Origin of the sequence: Marivirga aurantiaca (genome assembly GCF_016679925.1) — a bacterium.
Classification (GTDB): Bacteria; Bacteroidota; Bacteroidia; order Cytophagales; family Cyclobacteriaceae; genus Marivirga; species Marivirga aurantiaca.
This window is the reverse complement of record NZ_JAEQBW010000001.1, coordinates 1,138,864-1,157,481: the sequence shown is the minus strand read 5'-3', so window position 1 is coordinate 1,157,481 and position 18,618 is coordinate 1,138,864. Positions and strand designations below refer to the sequence as shown.

Sequence of the window (18,618 nt, the reverse complement as noted above, 5' to 3'; positions counted from 1 at the left end):
AATCAACTTATTACTTCTTTTACAGGGAATGAAACATCAAAATAATTATTGACAGGAAAATTGATGTAATCTTCAGAATGATAAGGCGAAGCTGTTAATAAGCTGCTATCGGAGTGGTAAATTATTTTCATAGAGCCAAAATTTAGAATTTGTTGTTAGGTTTTGGTATAGTTAAAATTGAAATTTAAAGCATGTTATTTATTATACTATTACACAATTTTATTTAGTATTTATATTAATCCCATATTTAGATGAAAATATCCCTTATATTAGATGGTATAACGTATATTCCAATCTTTAATTTACAGATTTTAAATGGGATTTGCAATAGCCCCCCATCTTTTAAATGGGAAAATTTAGTGAGTTTCTCTCGGATTGGTTGTGCCAATAGATTTACTTCAAGACTATTAATCTTTAAAGATGGAATGCGAAAATTTAATAATAACTGAGACTGTAGAAATGTGTAATCAGGGTAAAGCCTTTATGGCTAAATGCTCAAATATGGGAGATAAAGAGCAATAGGCGATTTCTAAATGGTTGGCAAAAGCCGGGAGTTAATCCTGAAAGCAGAATCAATTCCCGGTCAATATTGTAAATTATTTGAATTAGGCTGTTTCCAAAGCCTTTTTAGACTTTCTATAGAGAAAGTTGTTGAAGATATTCCTTTTGGCAAAACGATAAGGTTTGTCAGAATTCAAAAGTTTTGAATATACATTTTTGTTGACCCCAAAATACTCATAAGTGGTTCCATCCTGGAAAGATACTTCTAATAATAAGCCTTTGTGCCTAAAATCCAGTATGCCTGATTCTGTAGTAGTAAGCGTGTATTCGGCCAAATTAGCAGCTTTGGTTTCAGGAGCTATGCTCACCAAAAAATGATACCCATCAATGATCTGTTGACTTTTCACTTCTGCTTCGGCAGCTCTTTCATCACCTGCCTGGAATTTATCAGGATGCCATTCTTTTACTAAATTTCGATAGGTGGTTTTGAGTTGTTTTAATTCAATAGTGGTTTCTATATTAAACAACTTCTTGTATTCATTAATACGCTTCATAAAGGGTGCTTTTCAATTCGAGCGCAAAGGTAGGTATTAAATATCATACTTTATCAGATTTATTTAATTCACTGGATAATAAAGGTTTAAGCAACGTCTTTTATAGTTTCATTCAAGTGTCCTCCAGCCTTGCCAATGCCTTTTCCATATCAATACCTTTTTCCAGAACAGCTGCAAACAAATCACCTTTTTCCTCGATTCTTGGAGGCATGCTTAAAATGGTAAAATCCCTCCTATCCAAACCAGGCTTTACTTCCTCCCATAAAAGCGGAGCAGAAACTGTAGCTCCGGGCTTTGGTCTGGCACAGTAGGGAGCGGCCAATGTTTGTCCTCTCCGGTTTTGCAAATAGTCAAGATAGATTTTTCCTTTTCTGTTTTTTACTGCCCGATCCATACTTGTTAATGGATCTGTTTGTGCATGTATGTAATAACAAAGCAATTTGGTAAAGTCTCTTGCTTCCTCATAACTATACTTTGCTCCTAAGGGAATATAAATATGCATGCCGCTGGAACCGGACGTTTTACAATAACCTTCTATTCCAGCTAAATCAAGTACTTCTTTAGCTGCCATGGCTACTTCAATTACTTCTTCAAAAGTGTTTTTATCAGTGGGGTCCACATCAATCACAGTGAAATCAGGCGAATCCAAAGACTGAACCCGGGAATTCCATGGGTTAATTTCTATACAGCCTAAATTGGCCATATATAAAAGTGATGCTTCATTCTGACAGAGCATATACTCAATTTCTTTTCTGGTAGATTTAGAGTAGATGGGATAAGTTTCAATCCAACCCGGCAATGTTTCATTATCTTTTTGGTAAAAGCTTTTTCCTTTTATGCCATTAGGATGCCGATGCATATTCTGTGGCCGATCCACTAAATAAGGTAAAATTATTTCAGATATGTTCAAGTAATAATCAATGAGATCGTACTTCCTGAATCCCTCATCCGGCCAATAAATTTTCTCCAGATTGGTTAATGTAATTTGCTGTCCTCCTATTTCCAGGCTTCCACCACTTGCTTGCGTATTCTTAGTGGTATTTAGCTCATTTTCTTGACTTTCCACCTCTTCGGGAGGAGCTAATTCAGCCTGGTCTTTATCATTCCTGATTCCTTTATAAATGGGATGGCGCATCAAACCACTTTTGGTTATTTCTGAATATTTCACTTCGCAGATAATTTTTGGTTCTGCCCAATGTGGTTTCCTTCCCTTCAGGTTAATTTTTTTGCCAAATGGATTTTTTTCTGTTTCAAGCTTGCTGAATTTGTCCAGCAGCTTTCGCTGTTCCTCATTGGAAAAGCCTGATCCACAATTCCCCGCATACTTTAGTTCTCCCTCACGGTATGTCCCCAAAATGAGTGAACCAAATAAAGAGCCTCCTTTTACAGAATCTGTATAGCCACAGATTAATACTTCCACACTCTCCACAGATTTCACTTTAAGCCAATTTTCGCTTCTATAGCCCGGACTGTAGGTGGAATCAGCTTTTTTGGCGATAACACCTTCCATACCTGCTTCTATTGCCCTGTTATAAAAAACACTTCCCATGCCATTTAAGTGATCACAATAAATTACCCGATTAAGGTCTTCCAGGATTTCCGGCAACAAGCTTTTTCGCTCAGTCAGCGGCAGAGATATGGCATCCATTCCATTGAGATGTAATAAATCAAATACATAAAACCTAAGGGTCCCTTCTGTAGTCTCCGGATCGTAATTTTGTAGTTTTTGAAAGTCGGGAAGCCCTTCTTCATTCACAATCACCACTTCTCCATCCAACACTACCTCATGAGGGATACTGCTTAGCTCATAGGTAATGGGCCTAAATTTTTGACTGTAATTGAGGCCATTTCTGGAGTATAAACTGGCTTTTCCTTCGCTAATATGTGCCAAAATCCTATATCCGTCCCACTTCAGTTCATAAATCCAGTCCGGGCTGTCAAATATTTCTTTAGTAGGTGATGCCAGCATCGGCTTGATGAAACTTCCCGGATCAAGTTTTTTTTTAGCCGATTTTTTATCAGGTTCACTACTTTTAGTGGCTTTGTCATCAGTAAACCATTCGGCATCATATTCCAGATCAGTGGCAAATGCATCCTTCTTTTTAATCAAAAGCCATTGGTTTTGTTTGCCGGACCTGTTGGTTTTAACCAAAGCAAAGGCCCCTTTTATTTTCTCCCCATGGAAAGTGATTTTTAAATCTCCTTTTTCATATTGTTCAATCAGCTCTTTTTCTGTGCTGGCATTGGTCACTTCAAAAATGCCGGTATCCCAAATTTGCATTACTCCTGCTCCATAGTTTCCCCTGGGAATAGTGCCTTCAAAGGTTAAATACCTCACAGGATGATCCTCTGTTTGTATGGCGAGTCTTTTATCTGAAGCATTCATGGACGGGCCTTTAGGAACAGCCCAGCTTTTTAACACCCCTTCTATTTCAAGCCTTAGATCATAATGTAAGCGGGAAGCTTTATGTCTTTGAACCACAAAACGAGAGGCATTCTCTTTGTTACCAATACCTTTAGGCTCAGGTGTTTTATCAAATTTCCTTTTAAGATTATACTCCTCAAGCCCCATATATTAAGATGCTTTTGATTTTTTCCTTTCCAGGCTTGCTTTTAGTTGTGCCATAAGATCCTTGGCCGGTGTGGGTTTGCTGTCCACTTTCCTGGCTTTTGATTTTTTACCACTTGACTTAGCTTCAATGATCTTCATTAACTGCTTATTATACACATCTTTATACTTTTTAAAATCAAATGATGTGGTATGCTGATCAATTAATGATTGAGCCATGTCAACTTCTTTTTTAGAGACTTTGGTATCAGGGAGGTTTAACTCTTTTGTAGGCCTTATCTCATCTGCAAAACGAATAACGTGTAATACCAGTGCGTTTTCATATACTCCTATCAGGCTTAGGTTTTCCTTTTGTCTCATCACAAAAGTGGCAACACCTAATTTTTTGGTCTTTTTAAGTGCATCACGCAATAAATTATAGGATTTATTTCCTTCTTTTTGAGGTTCTATAAAATAGGGCTTTTTATATAACACTTCCGCCACCTGGTCTTCTTCAATAAACTCCTCAATATCAATAGTTTTACTCTTCTTAACATTGGCCTGTTCAAAATCCTCATCCTCTAATACTATGTATTTATCATCCTTTTTAAAACCCTTGACAATATCCTTCCATTCTACCTCTTCACCGGTGTTTTCATTGACCCTTTTATAACGGATTCTGGCATGGTCTGAACTATCCAGCATATCCAAATCTATTCTTCTGTCCTCACTGCCCGAATATAGCTTCACAGGGATAGAGACTAACCCAAAACTTATTGATCCATTCCATATTGACCTCATAGTGGTTGTTTTAAGTTTCTTCAATTACTAATTGAACTACCTCTTTTTTTACGAAGAAAAATACAATTGTGATGTATAAGAGCAGGTTTTGTTTTGTAGAGGACCACTCAAATGTAAATGGACGGTGGTGCTACAGTGAAGAGAATCCACATAAGTTATTGGGGGATGAGGCCTTTTCTTTTATTGTTTTATTTACTGGAACATGGGACCAATTGGGGTAGTTAAAACATGCTCATTTCTGCTAATTTAAATCTGTGAGGCTATCCAATGCTATTAAGTTAAGCTTTAATTTAAACCTCAACCTTGCATCCTTCTCCAAAGAGAGAAGGAAAGTTGTCTTAACTTAATAGCATTGCGGGGATTATAGGGGTGTTTTCTATATGTACTTAAATAGATTTCACGGCATTTTCTTGACCACACTATTTTAAACCCTTTCTGATTATCTTGGATGAACTCAGTTCATAAAACATATTCCGGCTTTCATATTTCTGAATTAATTTATTAATACCTTTGCCCCAAATTTTAGAAGATATGATTTCAGTAGATGCAGTCGGGGTTGAATTTAGTGGCTCTACCCTATTCAGTAACCTTACCTTTAATATCAATACCAACGACCGCATCGCTCTGATGGGTAAAAATGGAGCAGGCAAGTCTACATTGCTCAAAATAATTGCCGGTGCCAGTAAACCTACTTCCGGTAAAATTTCTGCTCCTAAAGATGCTGTTATTGCTTACCTGCCACAGCATTTGTTAACAGAAGATGAGTGCACTGTTTTTGAAGAAGCAGCTAAAGCTTTTTCAGTTATGATGGAGATGAAAAAGGAAATGGACGAGTGTAACCATCAACTGGAAACCCGTACTGACTATGAATCAGATGCTTATAGCAAAATAATTGAAAAGGTTTCTGAGCTGAGTGAGAAATATTACAGCATTGATGAAGTCAATATAGATGCTGAAATTGAGAAAACTCTTATGGGTTTAGGCTTTGTGAGATCCGATCTTAGCCGCTCTACAGCAGAATTCAGCGGTGGATGGCGTATGCGAATAGAATTAGCTAAAATATTGCTTCAGAAGCCTGATTTGATCTTGCTGGATGAGCCAACTAACCACCTTGATATAGAATCTGTACAATGGCTGGAAGATTTTTTGACCAACAATGCCAAAGCTGTGATGGTGATCAGCCACGATAAAGCCTTTGTGGATAACCTGACCAACCGTACGATTGAAATCACTCGCGGCCGTATTTACGATTATAAAACCAATTACTCCCACTACCTGGAGCTTCGTAAAGAAAGACGTGAACAACAGCAGAAGCAATTTGATGATCAGGCTAAGCAGATGGCTGATATTCAGCAGTTTATTGATAGATTTAAAGGCACCTATTCTAAAACACTTCAGGTACAATCAAGAGTGAAAATGCTGGAGAAAATGGAAATAGTTGAAGTAGACGAAGTAGATACTGCTGCATTAAACTTGAAGTTCCCTCCTGCCCCTCGTTCAGGTAACTATCCTGTAATAGCGAATGATTTATCTAAAGCTTATGGAGAACATGTAGTGTTTAAAGATGTATCCCTCACCATTGCCCGTGGCGAGAAAATAGCTTTTGTTGGTAAAAATGGAGAAGGTAAATCTACCTTAGTGAAAGCCATCATGGGTGAAATTGATTTTGATGGTGAGTTACAGCTTGGCCACAACAGCATGATTGGCTATTTTGCCCAGAATCAGGCTGCTTTGTTAGATGGAGATCTGACTGTTTTTCAAACAATAGACAATATCGCTAAAGGTGAAGTGCGTACCAGTGTGAAAGACATGTTAGGTGCTTTCATGTTCAGTGGCGATGCCATTGATAAGAAAGTGAAAGTGTTATCGGGAGGTGAGCGTACCAGGTTGGCCATGATTAAATTATTATTACAGCCTGTTAATTTATTGATTCTGGATGAACCTACTAACCACCTGGATATCAAAACGAAAGAGATACTTAAAGATGCCTTAAAAGCTTTTGAAGGGACGCTAATACTGGTTTCTCACGATAGAGATTTCCTAGATGGATTAGCCAATAAAGTATTTGAATTTGGCAACAAACGAGTGAAAGAACATTTTGAAGATATCAATGGCTTCCTGCGCAACAAAAAAATGGAGAACCTGAAAGAGATTGAGCGGAAAGTAAAAATGTGATTGTGGTCTGCGTTAATTAGAACAGGCATAATCCGGTGCTGACTATCGTCTGACCTAAGTAGGATTCCAGATCAGTGCCGACTTTGATCAGTTACTGGTTTGTGAGCCACAAGCCAGGGAAGAAGTCAGACCATTAAGAGAGTGTAGGTAAAGCCTGGCCCGGTACTGACTATCGTCTGACCTAGGTAGGATCTAGGTCAGATGGCATTTTAGCTGTTGAATACCAATGGAAAATCCTTACATTTCAACTTTCTAAGCAAAACAGCTGAAAAATGAGAATTTTACTGATTTCCATAGGTACTCGAGGTGATGTAGAACCCTTTCTGGCAATAGCGGAACTTCTAAAAGCAAAAGGACATGAAATTGTATGCGCCTTTCCGGAGCAGTTCCGTAAAATGACAGATGACCTCAATATTGAATTTCATGGCCTAAATCCCGCCTTTCTGGAATTACTGCATAGTAAAGATGGAGAGGTGGTAATGGGTGGAGGGAAATCATTATGGGGCAAAATACTTTCTTTCGTCCGACTGGCTCAAAAAGGAATAGAAGTGAATAAAGTAATGATGGCTGAGCAGCACGAAATTACTGAAAGTGTTCAACCTGATTTAATCATTCATCATAACAAAGCTGTTTATCCTATTTATAAAGAAGTGCAGGATCATATCCCGCAAATAATTGTTTCCCCTGTCCCCTATCTGATCCATCATATTAAGGGCTATCCTCATTTAGGTTTTAGAAAGAAAATTTTAGGGATCAATATTGAAAAATGGAGTTATAGCCTGGCTAATTTTGGTTTGCTAAGTTTTGTTTCTTCCTGGTCAAAAAAGTTAAAGCACAATAAACGGCCCGGCCGAAAAGCACTAAAAGATTGCTTATTGAACACTCCGCTGATATATACTATTTCCCCTTCACTTTTCTCCGGAGAAATAGACCCTGACAGCCCTGTAAAGGTTTTAGGTTATCATGAAAAATCTGTTGAAACCCACTGGGAACCCAGTGATGAACTGCAACAATTTATTCAGCGGCATAATAAAATACTATTCATCACTTTCGGCAGTATGACCAATCCATGGCCGGAGAAAATCACACGCATGTTTTGTGAAATACTCTCAGAATATGAAATTCCTGCCATTATTAACACCGCATATGGAGGCTTAGTAAAATTAGATGAGTATGATAATGCTCTCATTCATTTTGAAGAAGGTCTACCCTACCACTGGATTTTACCTAAAATGTATGGAGTAGTCCATCATGGTGGCTCAGGCACTACTCATTTGGGTGCTAAATATGGATGCGCTTCCATGATTATCCCTCATATAGTTGACCAGTTTATGTGGAATCAGCTATTGTACGAAAAAGGCATTGGACCGAAGGGTATTAAAATCAGCAAAATCAGTAAAAAGAAACTGGCCTCTAAAATACTTGACCTTTGGACACATCAGCCTTTTAAGGATAAAGCTGAAATGCTATCAGAAGAAATGCAAAAAGAGGATTTTAGAAGTGAATTAGTGGAAGCATTGCTGACAGTGAAAATCAAAGGTTGATTTCATTTACTCACCAGCCATATGCTGGCAGGCTCCTCTGATTAGTCTTTAACAAATCTGTACCCTCATCATGCTTTCTCGAAGTGGATTTCATTTCTATTTACAACCCCCCCCTTCTTCCCCCTTTGAAGGAAAGGGGGAAAGATTTCGTGCAAATTTTTATTTTTCTTAAAATCATAAATGGTAAGAGAATTAAAAACTTTAGAATAATCTCCTTAGTATTCCCTTCTCTTCAAAAAGAGAAGGGTGGTCCCGCAGAGCGGGATCGGGATGAGTTCAAAAAGCTGAAGCATTAAATCCTTTATAAGGTTTTCCAGTTATCTTTCTTTAGTTCAGTTCAAAATGTGCGTACTTGCCCACCCACTCGTTTTTGTCCTTGAGGACGTTGGTTATACCTCCCTCAACTTTTAAATGAGGAGATCGTAATGATAATGACTTTACATAATTTTTCCCGAAACATAGATTTACATGAGTTTTAATACCCCCTATTCAATTTTAGAATTGGCAACAGTATCTCAAGGTGAAAAACCTGCGGATGCTTTTCATAAAGCCCTGGATCTGGCACAAAAAGCAGAGTCATGGGGTTACCATCGTTTTTGGCTGGCCGAACATCATAATATGAAAAGTATTGCCAGTTCCGCTACTTCGGTGCTTATTGGACGTATTGCAGGAGGTACAAAAACATTAAGAGTTGGTTCCGGTGGCATCATGTTACCTAATCATTCTCCGTTGATTGTATCAGAACAATTTGGAACCTTGGGAGCTTTGTACCCCGGCCGAATTGATTTAGGTTTAGGAAGAGCCCCCGGAACTGATCAAACTACGGCCCACGCCATCCGCTCTGACAGAATGCAGTCGGTATATCGTTTTCCTGATGAGGTAAACCAGATCCAGCAGTACTTTTCCACTGAAAATGCGAGTGCCAGCGTACGCGCAACGGTTGCTGAAGGCGTGGATGTCCCTTTGTATATATTGGGTTCAAGTACCGACAGTGCACACGTTGCTGCCAAAAACGGTTTGCCTTATGCATTTGCAAGCCATTTTGCCCCGGGACAGTTGATGGAGGCCTTACAAATTTATTACAACAATTTTCAACCCTCAGCACAATTACAAGAGCCTTACACTATCGCTTGTATCAATGTGATAGCTGCAGAAACAAACGAAGAAGCTGAAAGAATCTCTACCTCACTTATTAAAATGATGCTGGGGGTGATGACCAATAATATTGATTATATGCAGCCTCCAACAGAAATGACTCCCGACCTGAAGGAATTAGCCATGAACCCGGCTTTTCAAAAGATGTTAAAGTATGCTTTTATTGGGGACAAGGAGCATGTAAAAAATAATACCCGTGAATTTCTGAAAGCCACTCAGGTAAATGAACTGATGGTGGTCTCCCATATTTATGATCATAATGACAGATTGAAATCTTATCAATCATTTGCTGAGATTATGCAGGAATTGGAGAGTGTGAAGGTTTAATTGATATAAAAATATATGCCAAATAGCTTTCCATGCAACTCGACCGTGAATCTGGCACTGAGAAATGGTGACACTTTCTACTTACTTCTACTCGTAATGGTTCTCTGAATCGTTGTGGACTCCGGCAGATTTCACTACTTTAGTGCTATTCACTGCTTGAGGGCATAAACCCGATAGCTGAATGCTGTTGAGCACTTTTTAAAAAACTCCGTATCAAATGCATCCTAATATATGATTAATAAAATATCAAAAATAGGATTTTCAAAAATTGGAGGGATATTTATTGGAAAAGATATTGTCTCAGATTTCCATAAACATTACGCTTTAACAGTAATTGTATCGTTTGGAAAATTATTCAGCTTATATACTTCAAAGGATAATCAGGATGATTATCAAGCTGTCCTGATTCAAAAGAATATTGATTTCAGTATTGAAACTTGTAAAAATGAGTATGTTGCCTTTATTCATATCGTACCATACTCTGAGGCAGGAATGAGGCTTACAGATAATGCTCATCCTATTTTAAAACTCGACAGTTTAAAACTTCAGGACAGTTTAAGCTTGATAAAAGATTGGTTTTATTCTAATGTTAATACCCAGGAAATAGTTGAAAATATCCTTGATGCTATATCCCTGATTACAGGTGCTTGCAAAGAAAAGAAAGTAATGGATGATCGTATTTTGAAAGCGATGACCCTGATAATGGACAGTGAGGATGAAAAATTGCATGTAGATAAAATTTCCGTAGCTGTTAATTTATCAATAAGTCATTTCAATAGACTATTTAAGAAAGAAACAGGACTTACATTTCGCAGATTTGTACTACACAGCAAACTCATAAAATCAATTTTCGCAGTGTATGAGAATAATAATTTGACAGAAGCATCATTTATTGGAGGGTTTTCTGATCAACCACATCTTACAAGGACATTTAAAGAAAATTTTGGCATAAAACCATCTACTATTTTAAAATAGTCTGTTTATTCAAGTTTTGATCAAACATGAATATGAACTTTGTGACCTATATTAATTTACTACTAACTTGAGTTTGTTATTGAATACCGTCATGCCGGAAAATTAAGACTTACCTTTTCAAAAAGTCTTAATTTATCCAGTATCTCATGCTAAATATTAATGAGATCACGGATAATTTTCTTTTTTTGAAAAATGTAAAAAGAAAATTTCCGAGATGACGTCCTAATATAGTTTTACGTCAATTTTAAAATAAAACTCAGGTTTCTAAATTTTAAAATTATGGACACAAAAAAGAACATTTTCAGGTGGGTAATATCCTCCGTTTTTTCAGGATTTGTGATGTGGGTTGTTGGCGGGATTTATCATAACTTAATTATGCCTGCAGTAAATGAAAATATACATCCTCATCATGAAGGCCTTGGTATTACACTAATCGCGTACATCTTACTTGGATTATTAATGAGCTACTTCTATAAGAATTCAAAGGAAGATAATGACTCATTATTAAAAGGAATTAGAATTGGAATGATAATCGGTGTTTTGTGGGTATTTCCTCATGGATTAACTATGGCTGCAATACACGAGTCTTCAATTTCATATGAAATTACCAATACAATTTATCATATAGTAGAACAAGGAATTGGAGGTGCAATAATATTTGCTTCATTTAAATATTTTACAAATGGGACAAAAAAAGAAAAAACCAAAAATATCCTATAGCACACTATATAAATAAGCCATTGACTTCGAAAGCAAATGACTGGAATTCATCGACTAATTCTGAAAAAATATTTTGAATATTGATATATATTTATTGTTTATCAATAAATAACTATTACCTTAGCATCATAATTTTAACTATTATGAATTATGTCAAAAGGAAACACTTTCGTATTTAAAGGCTTACACATCGTTGCATGGATCATCTTCGTTGGCTTATGCATAGAAGCCGGTGGATTGCTGGTCAATTTTTTCTTTAGTATCTACAATCCTGCATTTGTACAAAACCTGTATCAAAAGTTAGACTTAAGTGAAATGTATAGTCGTAGCAAATGGGTCTTTTTTAGTATGTATAGTTTTATCTTGTTCATCTCGCTTCTGAAAGCATATTTGTTTTATGTAGTTATCAGGTTATTAAGCAAATTAAATTTATCAAAGCCATTCAACAGTTTTGTTTCTGAACAAATCATACAAATTAGTTACTACACTTTTTCCATTGGAATATTTAGTTTTATAGCACGACAAACAGTCAAAAACCTGCAACATCATGGGTATATGATTGACAACCTAAACGGGTTTTGGGCAGATAGTCAGGCATTTATATTGATGGCAGCTATCATTTATGTGATTGCGACTATTTTTAAAAAGGGAGTTGAACTCCAAAACGAAAACGATTTAACTGTTTAACCTATGCCAATTGTTGTAAACTTAGATGTGATGATGGCCAAACGAAAAGTTTCTCTGAATGAACTTTCTGAAAGAGTTGAGTTGACATTATCTAATCTATCTATCCTAAAGACAGGAAAGGCAAAGGCCATCCGGTTTAGCACCTTGGAAGCTATTTGTAATGCCTTAGACTGCCAACCAGGAGATATTTTGGAATATGTTGATGATAAGTAGGCTCCTAATGAGATAAATTTTACCTATAAATTGGATATTCTTGCTTTTATTAGTGTGTATGAAAATTAAAATCTAAGTACAAAACCTCAGAAAACAGGAATTTCATTTAATATTAAGGTTTAACTTAAATTTTATGCATTTTTAAACCAAGTTTTATTCTTCATCTTTTGTCCCGAGTACTCGGGACAAAAGATGTCAGCCAGAGGCTGATCAGCCTTTGGCTGGCTTCCACGCTGCAATTCCACGCGCTCCCCGCCTTTTTGTCCTCCCACCCGCTTTCTCGAGTAAAGTTTATTTGGTTTTTGAACAGTGGAGTATTTATCAAGAGTACCCTAAACTGGATAGTCAGTTGCTAAGCCGTATTTTTCAAAACTCACCCATGATTCGTCTTCGACAAATCTTTCCCCTCTCTCCCGAGGAAAGAGGGGAGAAATCTCGTGATAATCTATGTAATCCTTAAAAAACTATATGCACAAAAATTACCATTTAAAAATGACTGCTACTAATATTCCCTTCTCTTCCCAAAAAGCATGTGCCGACCCATCGGTAAGAAGGGTGGTTCCGCGTAGCGGGATCGGGATGAGTTGGGGAAAGCTGAAGTCTCATAAATCATCTAAAATATTACGCAGATAGCTCACCAGGGGCAAATCGCTAAATTTCTTTTGCACGACTGTAAGATGTCTTTGCACGAATGTAAGGAGGCCTTGTATGAACGTAAGAGGTCTTTGTATGACTGTAAGGAGACTTTGCATGACTGTAAGCAGGCATTGTTTGGATGTAAGAAGGCCTTGTACGACTGTAAGAGGTCATTGTTTGAGTGTAAGCAGGCATTGTTATATTGTAAGATGCCTTTGTTTAGATGCGAGAAGGTCTTGCTCTGCCATCCTCTGGCTGGTTCAATAAATATCAGTGTAGGGTGACTTCAAAAGCCTCCCTACTTCTTCATCAATTTCCACAATTTCTTACCCAGCATCACTACCAAAAGCACCACTGCTCCAACTATTAGCCCAACCAGAAATTCAAATAGCAGAGCGGGAATGTGAATACTTTCTCCCAGGTGATGGATAAAATCCAGGTTGTGCGCAAATATACCTCCGGAAACCAGCAAAAGAGCGATGGTACCTATTACTGTGAGACTTTTTATCACTTTAGGCAAGGCGGCTACTAAAAACTTTCCAATCTTAGCAGAAAAGCTATTATCATCCTCATTACGGTTGATCAACCTGATTCCTAAATCATCCATACGCACAATAAGCGCCACAACACCATACACACCCACAGTGGCGATCAGCGCAATGATGGTCACCACTCCGATCTGTATTGACAGCGATTGCTGAGTGACCGTGCCCAATGCTATAATTACTATTTCTACTGACAATATAAAATCAGTGACAATAGCTGATTTTATCTTTTCTTTTTCTACAGTCAGTATTTCCTCTTTCGGAAGCTTTTTAACTGTTGGTGCAGCTTTCTTATGAGCATGTGGTACGAGGTATTCATATATTTTTTCTGCCCCTTCATAGGCCAGGTATAAGCCGCCAATCAACAAAATAATGATAATGGCTGTGGGAACAAATGCACTCAATAAAAAGGCAACAGGTAAAATGATTACTTTATTAAGTAAGGAACCTTTTGTAATAGCCCAGAGTACCGGGAGTTCCCTTTCAGACATAAAACCTGAAGCTTTTTCAGCATTTACCGCCAAATCGTCCCCTAAAAGACCTGCGGTTTTCTTTCCCGCAATTTTGGTCATACTTGCCACATCGTCCATCAACGTAGCCACATCATCTAAGATGGCAAAAAATCCTGAAGCCATATTGTTTATTTATTTCAAAAGGCAAATTAAGTGATTTTTAAGCTTAAACGAAGGATAATTTGTGAGAAAGAGATGTGTTGGCCAGGTTTTAGATTATTTCTGCCATTCCCCCGCTTTTTTGTAAAAACCACTACCTACATATAGGTATTTTGCATTGTTGTTCGATGAACAGTTAGGATTTAATAGAGAATGGAAGTATGTTGGAGAGCTTTTATGAACCTAATACAAAGAATGGCTTTTAAATGGTCTTAAGCATTTACAAGCGTTTGTAGTCGGGTGCAGGAAAAACATAAGTGATATAATGACAACTTTTGTGTTATTATATCACTGTTGGCATTCATTTTAAAACGATTACGATAAATGACAAACAATAGAAATAGAGTTTTTATGTCCTACAATCATAATGATAGCTCTATTGCTCACAGAATATCGGATTCTTTGCAAAGGGAAAACATTGATGTCGTTTTTGATTATAAAGACATAAGTGTTGGAGAAAATGTTTTCGACCAAATACGTTATATGTATGAGACCAGTGAAACAGTTATAGTTCTTTTGTCTCAATCACTCTTTACCTCTGACTATTTCAGATATGAATTTCCAAAATATTTTTTTGATGAAGCTCGAAAAAGAAAGGTGAATATTATCCCCATACTAGTTGAAAAATGCCAAATCCCTAGTGATTTTCTTGAATACGAAATAATAAACCTAACTAATGATTTTGAAAAAGGGCTACAACGAATCGTTCAAAAATTAAAAATTATCCCTGAAATTTCATTCGACCGCTTCAGTCCAATGGAATTTGAAGAGTTCACGTATGACTTACTGAAGGCATACGGTTTTAAAAATATTCAACGAGAACAAAGAGTAAATGACTTTGGAGTTGATTTTATTGCAGAATCATACACTAAAGATGTTTTTGGTTTTCCAAATAAAGAAGTTTGGATGATTGAAACTAAATTTTATAGAGAGGAAAGATTTAGTATAAACTCACTCCATAGAATTATAGAGTCTTTTAACTACATAAATAGGATTGACGCAAAAATATTACTTATAACAAACAGTGTGTTAACTTCTGTTGCAGAAGAATTCATTGAAGAAACACAAAGAAATAGAAATATTGAAATAAAAGTTTTAGATGGAGCTAAACTTAAAAAAGTAGTTTCAAAACGTAAGCGACTTTTAAATAAATACTTCTTAAGATGAGCCAAGTAAACGATTTCATTCAGAGATTGGATGCTTGCCCATTAGGTAACGCAGGTTGGTCTCAATTTGAGAATTTATGTACAGATATTTTAACTTTCTTGCTTGTCCCACCTCTAAATCCTGCTACAAGACAAGGAAGAACCTATTCAGGTGTAAATAGACGAGATGCAATAATGCCAAATCGAAATATTACATCTAACAACGACCCTAATTCTAAAAATTGGCATCACCTCTATATTGAATTAGATGCAAGAATGATTCTCTTTGAATTCAAAAATTATGATGCAACTGAAATTGGACACGATGAAGTCAATCAAACGCGGAACTATATGACAGCAGCAATGGGTCGGCTTTCAATCATGATTTGCAGTAAAACACCCAATGAAGCAGCGCATCGACAAAGAAATATTGTATTTAATCAGGACAATAAAGTTGTTCTTTTTATGACAAAAGACCAGTTAAAAGAAATGCTATTGATTAAAGACAGAAATGAAGACCCGTCAGATTTGATAATGGATTTATTAGAACGTTTTTACATACAACACGAATAAATACGAAGAGTTTGAGTATAAACAAGAAAATAACAGCATCTGCAATTTTAGCTCTAAAAGAAGCTTTAGTTGCTATCTATTGGAGAAAGAAAGATTTAAGACAATTTATCGAATTGACACTTGAGAATCCATTAATTGTTTCTACAATAGATTGGAATGAAAACACAAAATATGAAAGTGTTTCTCAGCTAGTTGACAGAATGACCAAAAGACAAGATATGTACCAAACCGACTTACTTAAACTTGTTCAAGAAGTTGGAAACATAAATGATTTTTCACATTTGGAATATTGGGACGATTCAAAAACAAAAATTGAAAAGGCTAAAGCATCAGTCACCAAATTAAGAAACCAAGCAAAAGGATATTTCGCAACAATTTCGGAATTAAAAAAGGCAGAAGAAAGGCGTGAATCTAATCAAGAGAAATTAAAATCAAGCATCTCTTACCAACAAAAATTAGATGACTTGAAAATGAATTTTTATGAAATTGCTTCGAATCCAAATGCTCAAAAAAAAGGTTTTCAATTTGAAAAGTTTCTCAACGAATTATTCATCTTCTTTGACTTAGACCCAAAATCAGCATTTAAAGTAACAGGAGAACAGATTGACGGTGCATTCACGTTTGACAATAATGATTATTTGTTAGAAGCGAAATGGCAAGAAAAAACTGAAATTAATGCTGCTGACTTATATACTTTTGGCGGCAAAATATCAGGGAAGTTAAAAAATACGTTAGGACTTTTTATTTCTCTTGGGCCTTACTCTAACGATTGCACTGAAACGGGAAGCCCAATTACCAAATCAATGATTTTAATGGACGGAATGGACTTAATGCAAGTTTTGGAAGGTCGAATAAGATTAAATGAATTGATTTTGATAAAACGCAGACACGCATCTCAAACAGGGGAAATATATTTCCGAATGAAATAAAAACGAAATGCCAGCAATGTATATAAAAATAGGCGTAATAGCAGTAAAATCAAGGCTTTTGGCTCGTGTCAAACTTTGTGCTTAACCGAAAGTTCAATGCTTCGAAATCGCCTACTTTTCATATACTAAACGTTAGGTCCAAGCCGAAAAAACCAACCAGTTAAAATTTATGATTAAGATAATTGAAATTGAAAATATAAAAGGGATTGCACAAAAAACTCTTGACCTCGGAATTTATCCTAATAAACCAAGCTTATTGGTTGCACCAAATGGTTTTGGAAAAAGTTCGTTAGCTACTGCATTCAATTCTATGAATAACAATCGCATTGTTCTTGCCGAAGATGATTTGCACGCTGAAAATGTTGCAAATCTACCACGAATAGCAATTGAATATATTGATGTAAATGGAACAACGCATAATTTAGAGGCAACCAATGATTCTAATACGATAAGCTCGCATTTTGACTATTTCGTGATAAATAACTTAACTAAACCAAAGGGAATTGGTTCACGTTTCGGCAATGCAACTGCAAGATTGGAAATAAAGGATGTTGTTTTAGTTGATAGAATTCCTGCAAACACACAATTCAATTATTCTTATAGAAATAATCAAACTGATCTCGGTAATTGTGGTAAAGTTCTTCCAAATGCAAATTCTGTTTTGACAAATTTAGTTTTGGTAGAAAAATTGAGTGAGAACTACCTGGCATTACAACGTGCAAATGGAAATAGAATACAACAAAGGTTAAATCTCATAATCGACTCAATAAATACCCAAGATTCAAAAGCAACAGCCAACGAATTAAATAATTGGGTTTCTCTAAACTGTTTAGACGACTTAAAACAGATTGACTATTTAAACACAATTGGAAATTTAATTAATGAATTTGATATTGGTTACAATTGTGAAACCAAAAGTTATTTGGCTGCTATTCAAGTAATTTCACTTTATAACAACGACCCAAATAATTTTAAAGCCGCTTGTACTTTTAGTAATTACCGTTTAGACAAGCAACGTTTTGACCAAACTCTTACAACTTTTAATTGTACTTGGAGAAATATAAGCACAAGTCAGACAGCTGGAAAACTAGTAGTGAAATTTCCACAAGCGATACATATTTCAAATGGTCAAAGGGATATTTTGACATTTATATCAATGCTATTTAGAGCTAAAAGACATTTAAAAAAAGGTGCAAATATTTTAATAATTGATGAAGTATTTGATTATTTAGATGATGCAAATCTAACAGCAGCTCAATATTACATTACTCAATTTATAAAAGATTTTAAGCTTGCCGACAAAAATATTTATCCATTAATATTGACACATTTAAATCCTAATTATTTTAAAAATTTCACATTCAGTAATCAAAAGGTCTATTATCTCAACAAGTCCACTATTCAAGTTGCACAAGGAATAATTAACCTTTTGAGAAATAGAGAAGATTTGTCTATCAAAGATGATGTGTCTAAATATTTACTTCATTACGACCCAGCAACAATTAACAAGCGGAATGAATTTAGAGCATTAAATATACCTGAACTTTGGGGAGAAAATGACAATTTCAAAAATCACTTAAACAATGAAGTACAAAACTATTTATCCGACCAACCTTTCGACCCTTTTGCTGTATGTGGTGGTTTAAGAATAAGAATAGAAGAAATTGCTTATAACAAACTTCAAAGTCCTGATGCGAGATCTGCCTTTCTAGGTACTCATAAAACTAGAAGTAAATTGGAAAAAGCAGAAGAAATTGGTTTTACCTCACCAGAATCTCACTATTTATTAGGAATAATATATAATGAAGGGATGCATTGGAAGTTGAACCAAGATAATGTTTCACCAATCGCAGCAAAATTGGAAAACCTAACAATCAAAAAATTAATTGCGGATGTGTTCGCTTAAGATAAATATGGAG

General features: G+C 36.0%; 16 protein-coding genes. 11 read left to right on the top strand and 5 right to left on the bottom strand.

Annotation, left to right across the window (positions count from 1 at the left end):
- Nucleotides 1-2: 2 nt before the first annotated feature.
- From JKA74_RS20855 to ku, 4 genes are all read right to left on the bottom strand, one after another.
- Nucleotides 3-131 (bottom strand): hypothetical protein, encoded by a 129-nt coding sequence (locus tag JKA74_RS20855; protein WP_262895919.1) that lies wholly within the window; start codon nucleotides 129-131, stop codon nucleotides 3-5.
- Nucleotides 132-605: 474 nt separating this feature from the next.
- Entirely contained in the window at nucleotides 606-1,055 is a 450-nt protein-coding gene (locus JKA74_RS04860) for a KTSC domain-containing protein (RefSeq protein ID WP_201430021.1), read from the bottom strand.
- Nucleotides 1,056-1,167: 112 nt separating this feature from the next.
- Nucleotides 1,168-3,627: a DNA ligase D gene (gene ligD / locus JKA74_RS04855; protein WP_201430020.1), complete on the bottom strand. Its 2,460-nt coding sequence runs from the start codon at nucleotides 3,625-3,627 to the stop codon at nucleotides 1,168-1,170.
- A 3-nt stretch (nucleotides 3,628-3,630) separates the two neighbouring features.
- Nucleotides 3,631-4,404: a non-homologous end joining protein Ku gene (gene ku / locus JKA74_RS04850; protein ID WP_201430019.1), complete on the bottom strand. Its 774-nt coding sequence runs from the start codon at nucleotides 4,402-4,404 to the stop codon at nucleotides 3,631-3,633.
- A 531-nt stretch (nucleotides 4,405-4,935) separates the two neighbouring features.
- Here ku and JKA74_RS04845 point away from each other — a divergent pair.
- From JKA74_RS04845 to JKA74_RS04815, 7 genes are all read left to right on the top strand, one after another.
- Nucleotides 4,936-6,579: an ABC-F family ATP-binding cassette domain-containing protein gene (locus tag JKA74_RS04845; RefSeq protein WP_201430018.1), complete on the top strand. Its 1,644-nt coding sequence runs from the start codon at nucleotides 4,936-4,938 to the stop codon at nucleotides 6,577-6,579.
- Between the two features lie 272 nt (nucleotides 6,580-6,851).
- Nucleotides 6,852-8,123, top strand: coding sequence for a glycosyltransferase (locus tag JKA74_RS04840; RefSeq protein ID WP_201430017.1), 1,272 nt, complete (start codon nucleotides 6,852-6,854; stop codon nucleotides 8,121-8,123).
- Between the two features lie 468 nt (nucleotides 8,124-8,591).
- Nucleotides 8,592-9,605: an LLM class flavin-dependent oxidoreductase gene (locus JKA74_RS04835; protein ID WP_201430016.1), complete on the top strand. Its 1,014-nt coding sequence runs from the start codon at nucleotides 8,592-8,594 to the stop codon at nucleotides 9,603-9,605.
- Nucleotides 9,606-9,836: 231 nt separating this feature from the next.
- Entirely contained in the window at nucleotides 9,837-10,580 is a 744-nt protein-coding gene (locus JKA74_RS04830) for a helix-turn-helix domain-containing protein (RefSeq protein ID WP_201430015.1), read from the top strand.
- A gap of 279 nt (nucleotides 10,581-10,859) precedes the next feature.
- Nucleotides 10,860-11,300: a hypothetical protein gene (locus tag JKA74_RS04825; protein ID WP_201430014.1), complete on the top strand. Its 441-nt coding sequence runs from the start codon at nucleotides 10,860-10,862 to the stop codon at nucleotides 11,298-11,300.
- 150 nt (nucleotides 11,301-11,450) lie between these two features.
- Complete coding sequence (locus tag JKA74_RS04820) at nucleotides 11,451-11,987, top strand: DUF2975 domain-containing protein (RefSeq protein WP_201430013.1); 537 nt, start codon at nucleotides 11,451-11,453, stop codon at nucleotides 11,985-11,987.
- 3 nt (nucleotides 11,988-11,990) lie between these two features.
- Nucleotides 11,991-12,200, top strand: coding sequence for a helix-turn-helix domain-containing protein (locus tag JKA74_RS04815; RefSeq protein ID WP_201430012.1), 210 nt, complete (start codon nucleotides 11,991-11,993; stop codon nucleotides 12,198-12,200).
- A 934-nt stretch (nucleotides 12,201-13,134) separates the two neighbouring features.
- On the opposite strand, the gene JKA74_RS04810 is transcribed toward JKA74_RS04815, so the two are convergent.
- Nucleotides 13,135-14,016 (bottom strand): DUF808 domain-containing protein, encoded by an 882-nt coding sequence (locus JKA74_RS04810; RefSeq protein ID WP_201430011.1) that lies wholly within the window; start codon nucleotides 14,014-14,016, stop codon nucleotides 13,135-13,137.
- Nucleotides 14,017-14,403: 387 nt separating this feature from the next.
- On the opposite strand from JKA74_RS04810, the gene JKA74_RS04805 reads away from it, so the two are divergent.
- The 4 genes from JKA74_RS04805 (at nucleotide 14,404) to JKA74_RS04790 (ending at nucleotide 18,605) form a co-directional block, all read left to right on the top strand.
- Nucleotides 14,404-15,219, top strand: a complete 816-nt coding sequence (locus JKA74_RS04805; RefSeq protein WP_236587502.1) for a TIR domain-containing protein — start codon at nucleotides 14,404-14,406, stop codon at nucleotides 15,217-15,219.
- On the top strand, nucleotides 15,216-15,770 hold the full coding sequence (locus JKA74_RS04800; protein WP_201430009.1) for a hypothetical protein: 555 nt from the start codon (nucleotides 15,216-15,218) through the stop codon (nucleotides 15,768-15,770). Before JKA74_RS04805 ends, JKA74_RS04800 begins: the two co-directional genes overlap by 4 nt.
- An 11-nt stretch (nucleotides 15,771-15,781) precedes the next feature.
- Nucleotides 15,782-16,699 (top strand): hypothetical protein, encoded by a 918-nt coding sequence (locus JKA74_RS04795; protein WP_201430008.1) that lies wholly within the window; start codon nucleotides 15,782-15,784, stop codon nucleotides 16,697-16,699.
- A 169-nt stretch (nucleotides 16,700-16,868) separates the two neighbouring features.
- Nucleotides 16,869-18,605: a hypothetical protein gene (locus tag JKA74_RS04790; protein ID WP_201430007.1), complete on the top strand. Its 1,737-nt coding sequence runs from the start codon at nucleotides 16,869-16,871 to the stop codon at nucleotides 18,603-18,605.
- The last annotated feature ends 13 nt before the right edge of the window (nucleotides 18,606-18,618 follow it).

What these genes read in the sequence shown, in the direction of transcription:
- JKA74_RS20855 (WP_262895919.1), bottom strand. Translation starts at nt 131, where the DNA reads ATGAAAATAATTTACCACTCCGATAGCAGCTTATTAACAGCTTCGCCT.
- JKA74_RS04860 (WP_201430021.1), bottom strand. Translation starts at nt 1,055, where the DNA reads ATGAAGCGTATTAATGAATACAAGAAGTTGTTTAATATAGAAACCACT.
- ligD (WP_201430020.1), bottom strand. Translation starts at nt 3,627, where the DNA reads ATGGGGCTTGAGGAGTATAATCTTAAAAGGAAATTTGATAAAACACCT.
- ku (WP_201430019.1), bottom strand. Translation starts at nt 4,404, where the DNA reads ATGAGGTCAATATGGAATGGATCAATAAGTTTTGGGTTAGTCTCTATC.
- JKA74_RS04845 (WP_201430018.1), top strand. Translation starts at nt 4,936, where the DNA reads ATGATTTCAGTAGATGCAGTCGGGGTTGAATTTAGTGGCTCTACCCTA.
- JKA74_RS04840 (WP_201430017.1), top strand. Translation starts at nt 6,852, where the DNA reads ATGAGAATTTTACTGATTTCCATAGGTACTCGAGGTGATGTAGAACCC.
- JKA74_RS04835 (WP_201430016.1), top strand. Translation starts at nt 8,592, where the DNA reads ATGAGTTTTAATACCCCCTATTCAATTTTAGAATTGGCAACAGTATCT.
- JKA74_RS04830 (WP_201430015.1), top strand. Translation starts at nt 9,837, where the DNA reads ATGATTAATAAAATATCAAAAATAGGATTTTCAAAAATTGGAGGGATA.
- JKA74_RS04825 (WP_201430014.1), top strand. Translation starts at nt 10,860, where the DNA reads ATGGACACAAAAAAGAACATTTTCAGGTGGGTAATATCCTCCGTTTTT.
- JKA74_RS04820 (WP_201430013.1), top strand. Translation starts at nt 11,451, where the DNA reads ATGTCAAAAGGAAACACTTTCGTATTTAAAGGCTTACACATCGTTGCA.
- JKA74_RS04815 (WP_201430012.1), top strand. Translation starts at nt 11,991, where the DNA reads ATGCCAATTGTTGTAAACTTAGATGTGATGATGGCCAAACGAAAAGTT.
- JKA74_RS04810 (WP_201430011.1), bottom strand. Translation starts at nt 14,016, where the DNA reads ATGGCTTCAGGATTTTTTGCCATCTTAGATGATGTGGCTACGTTGATG.
- JKA74_RS04805 (WP_236587502.1), top strand. Translation starts at nt 14,404, where the DNA reads ATGTCCTACAATCATAATGATAGCTCTATTGCTCACAGAATATCGGAT.
- JKA74_RS04800 (WP_201430009.1), top strand. Translation starts at nt 15,216, where the DNA reads ATGAGCCAAGTAAACGATTTCATTCAGAGATTGGATGCTTGCCCATTA.
- JKA74_RS04790 (WP_201430007.1), top strand. Translation starts at nt 16,869, where the DNA reads ATGATTAAGATAATTGAAATTGAAAATATAAAAGGGATTGCACAAAAA.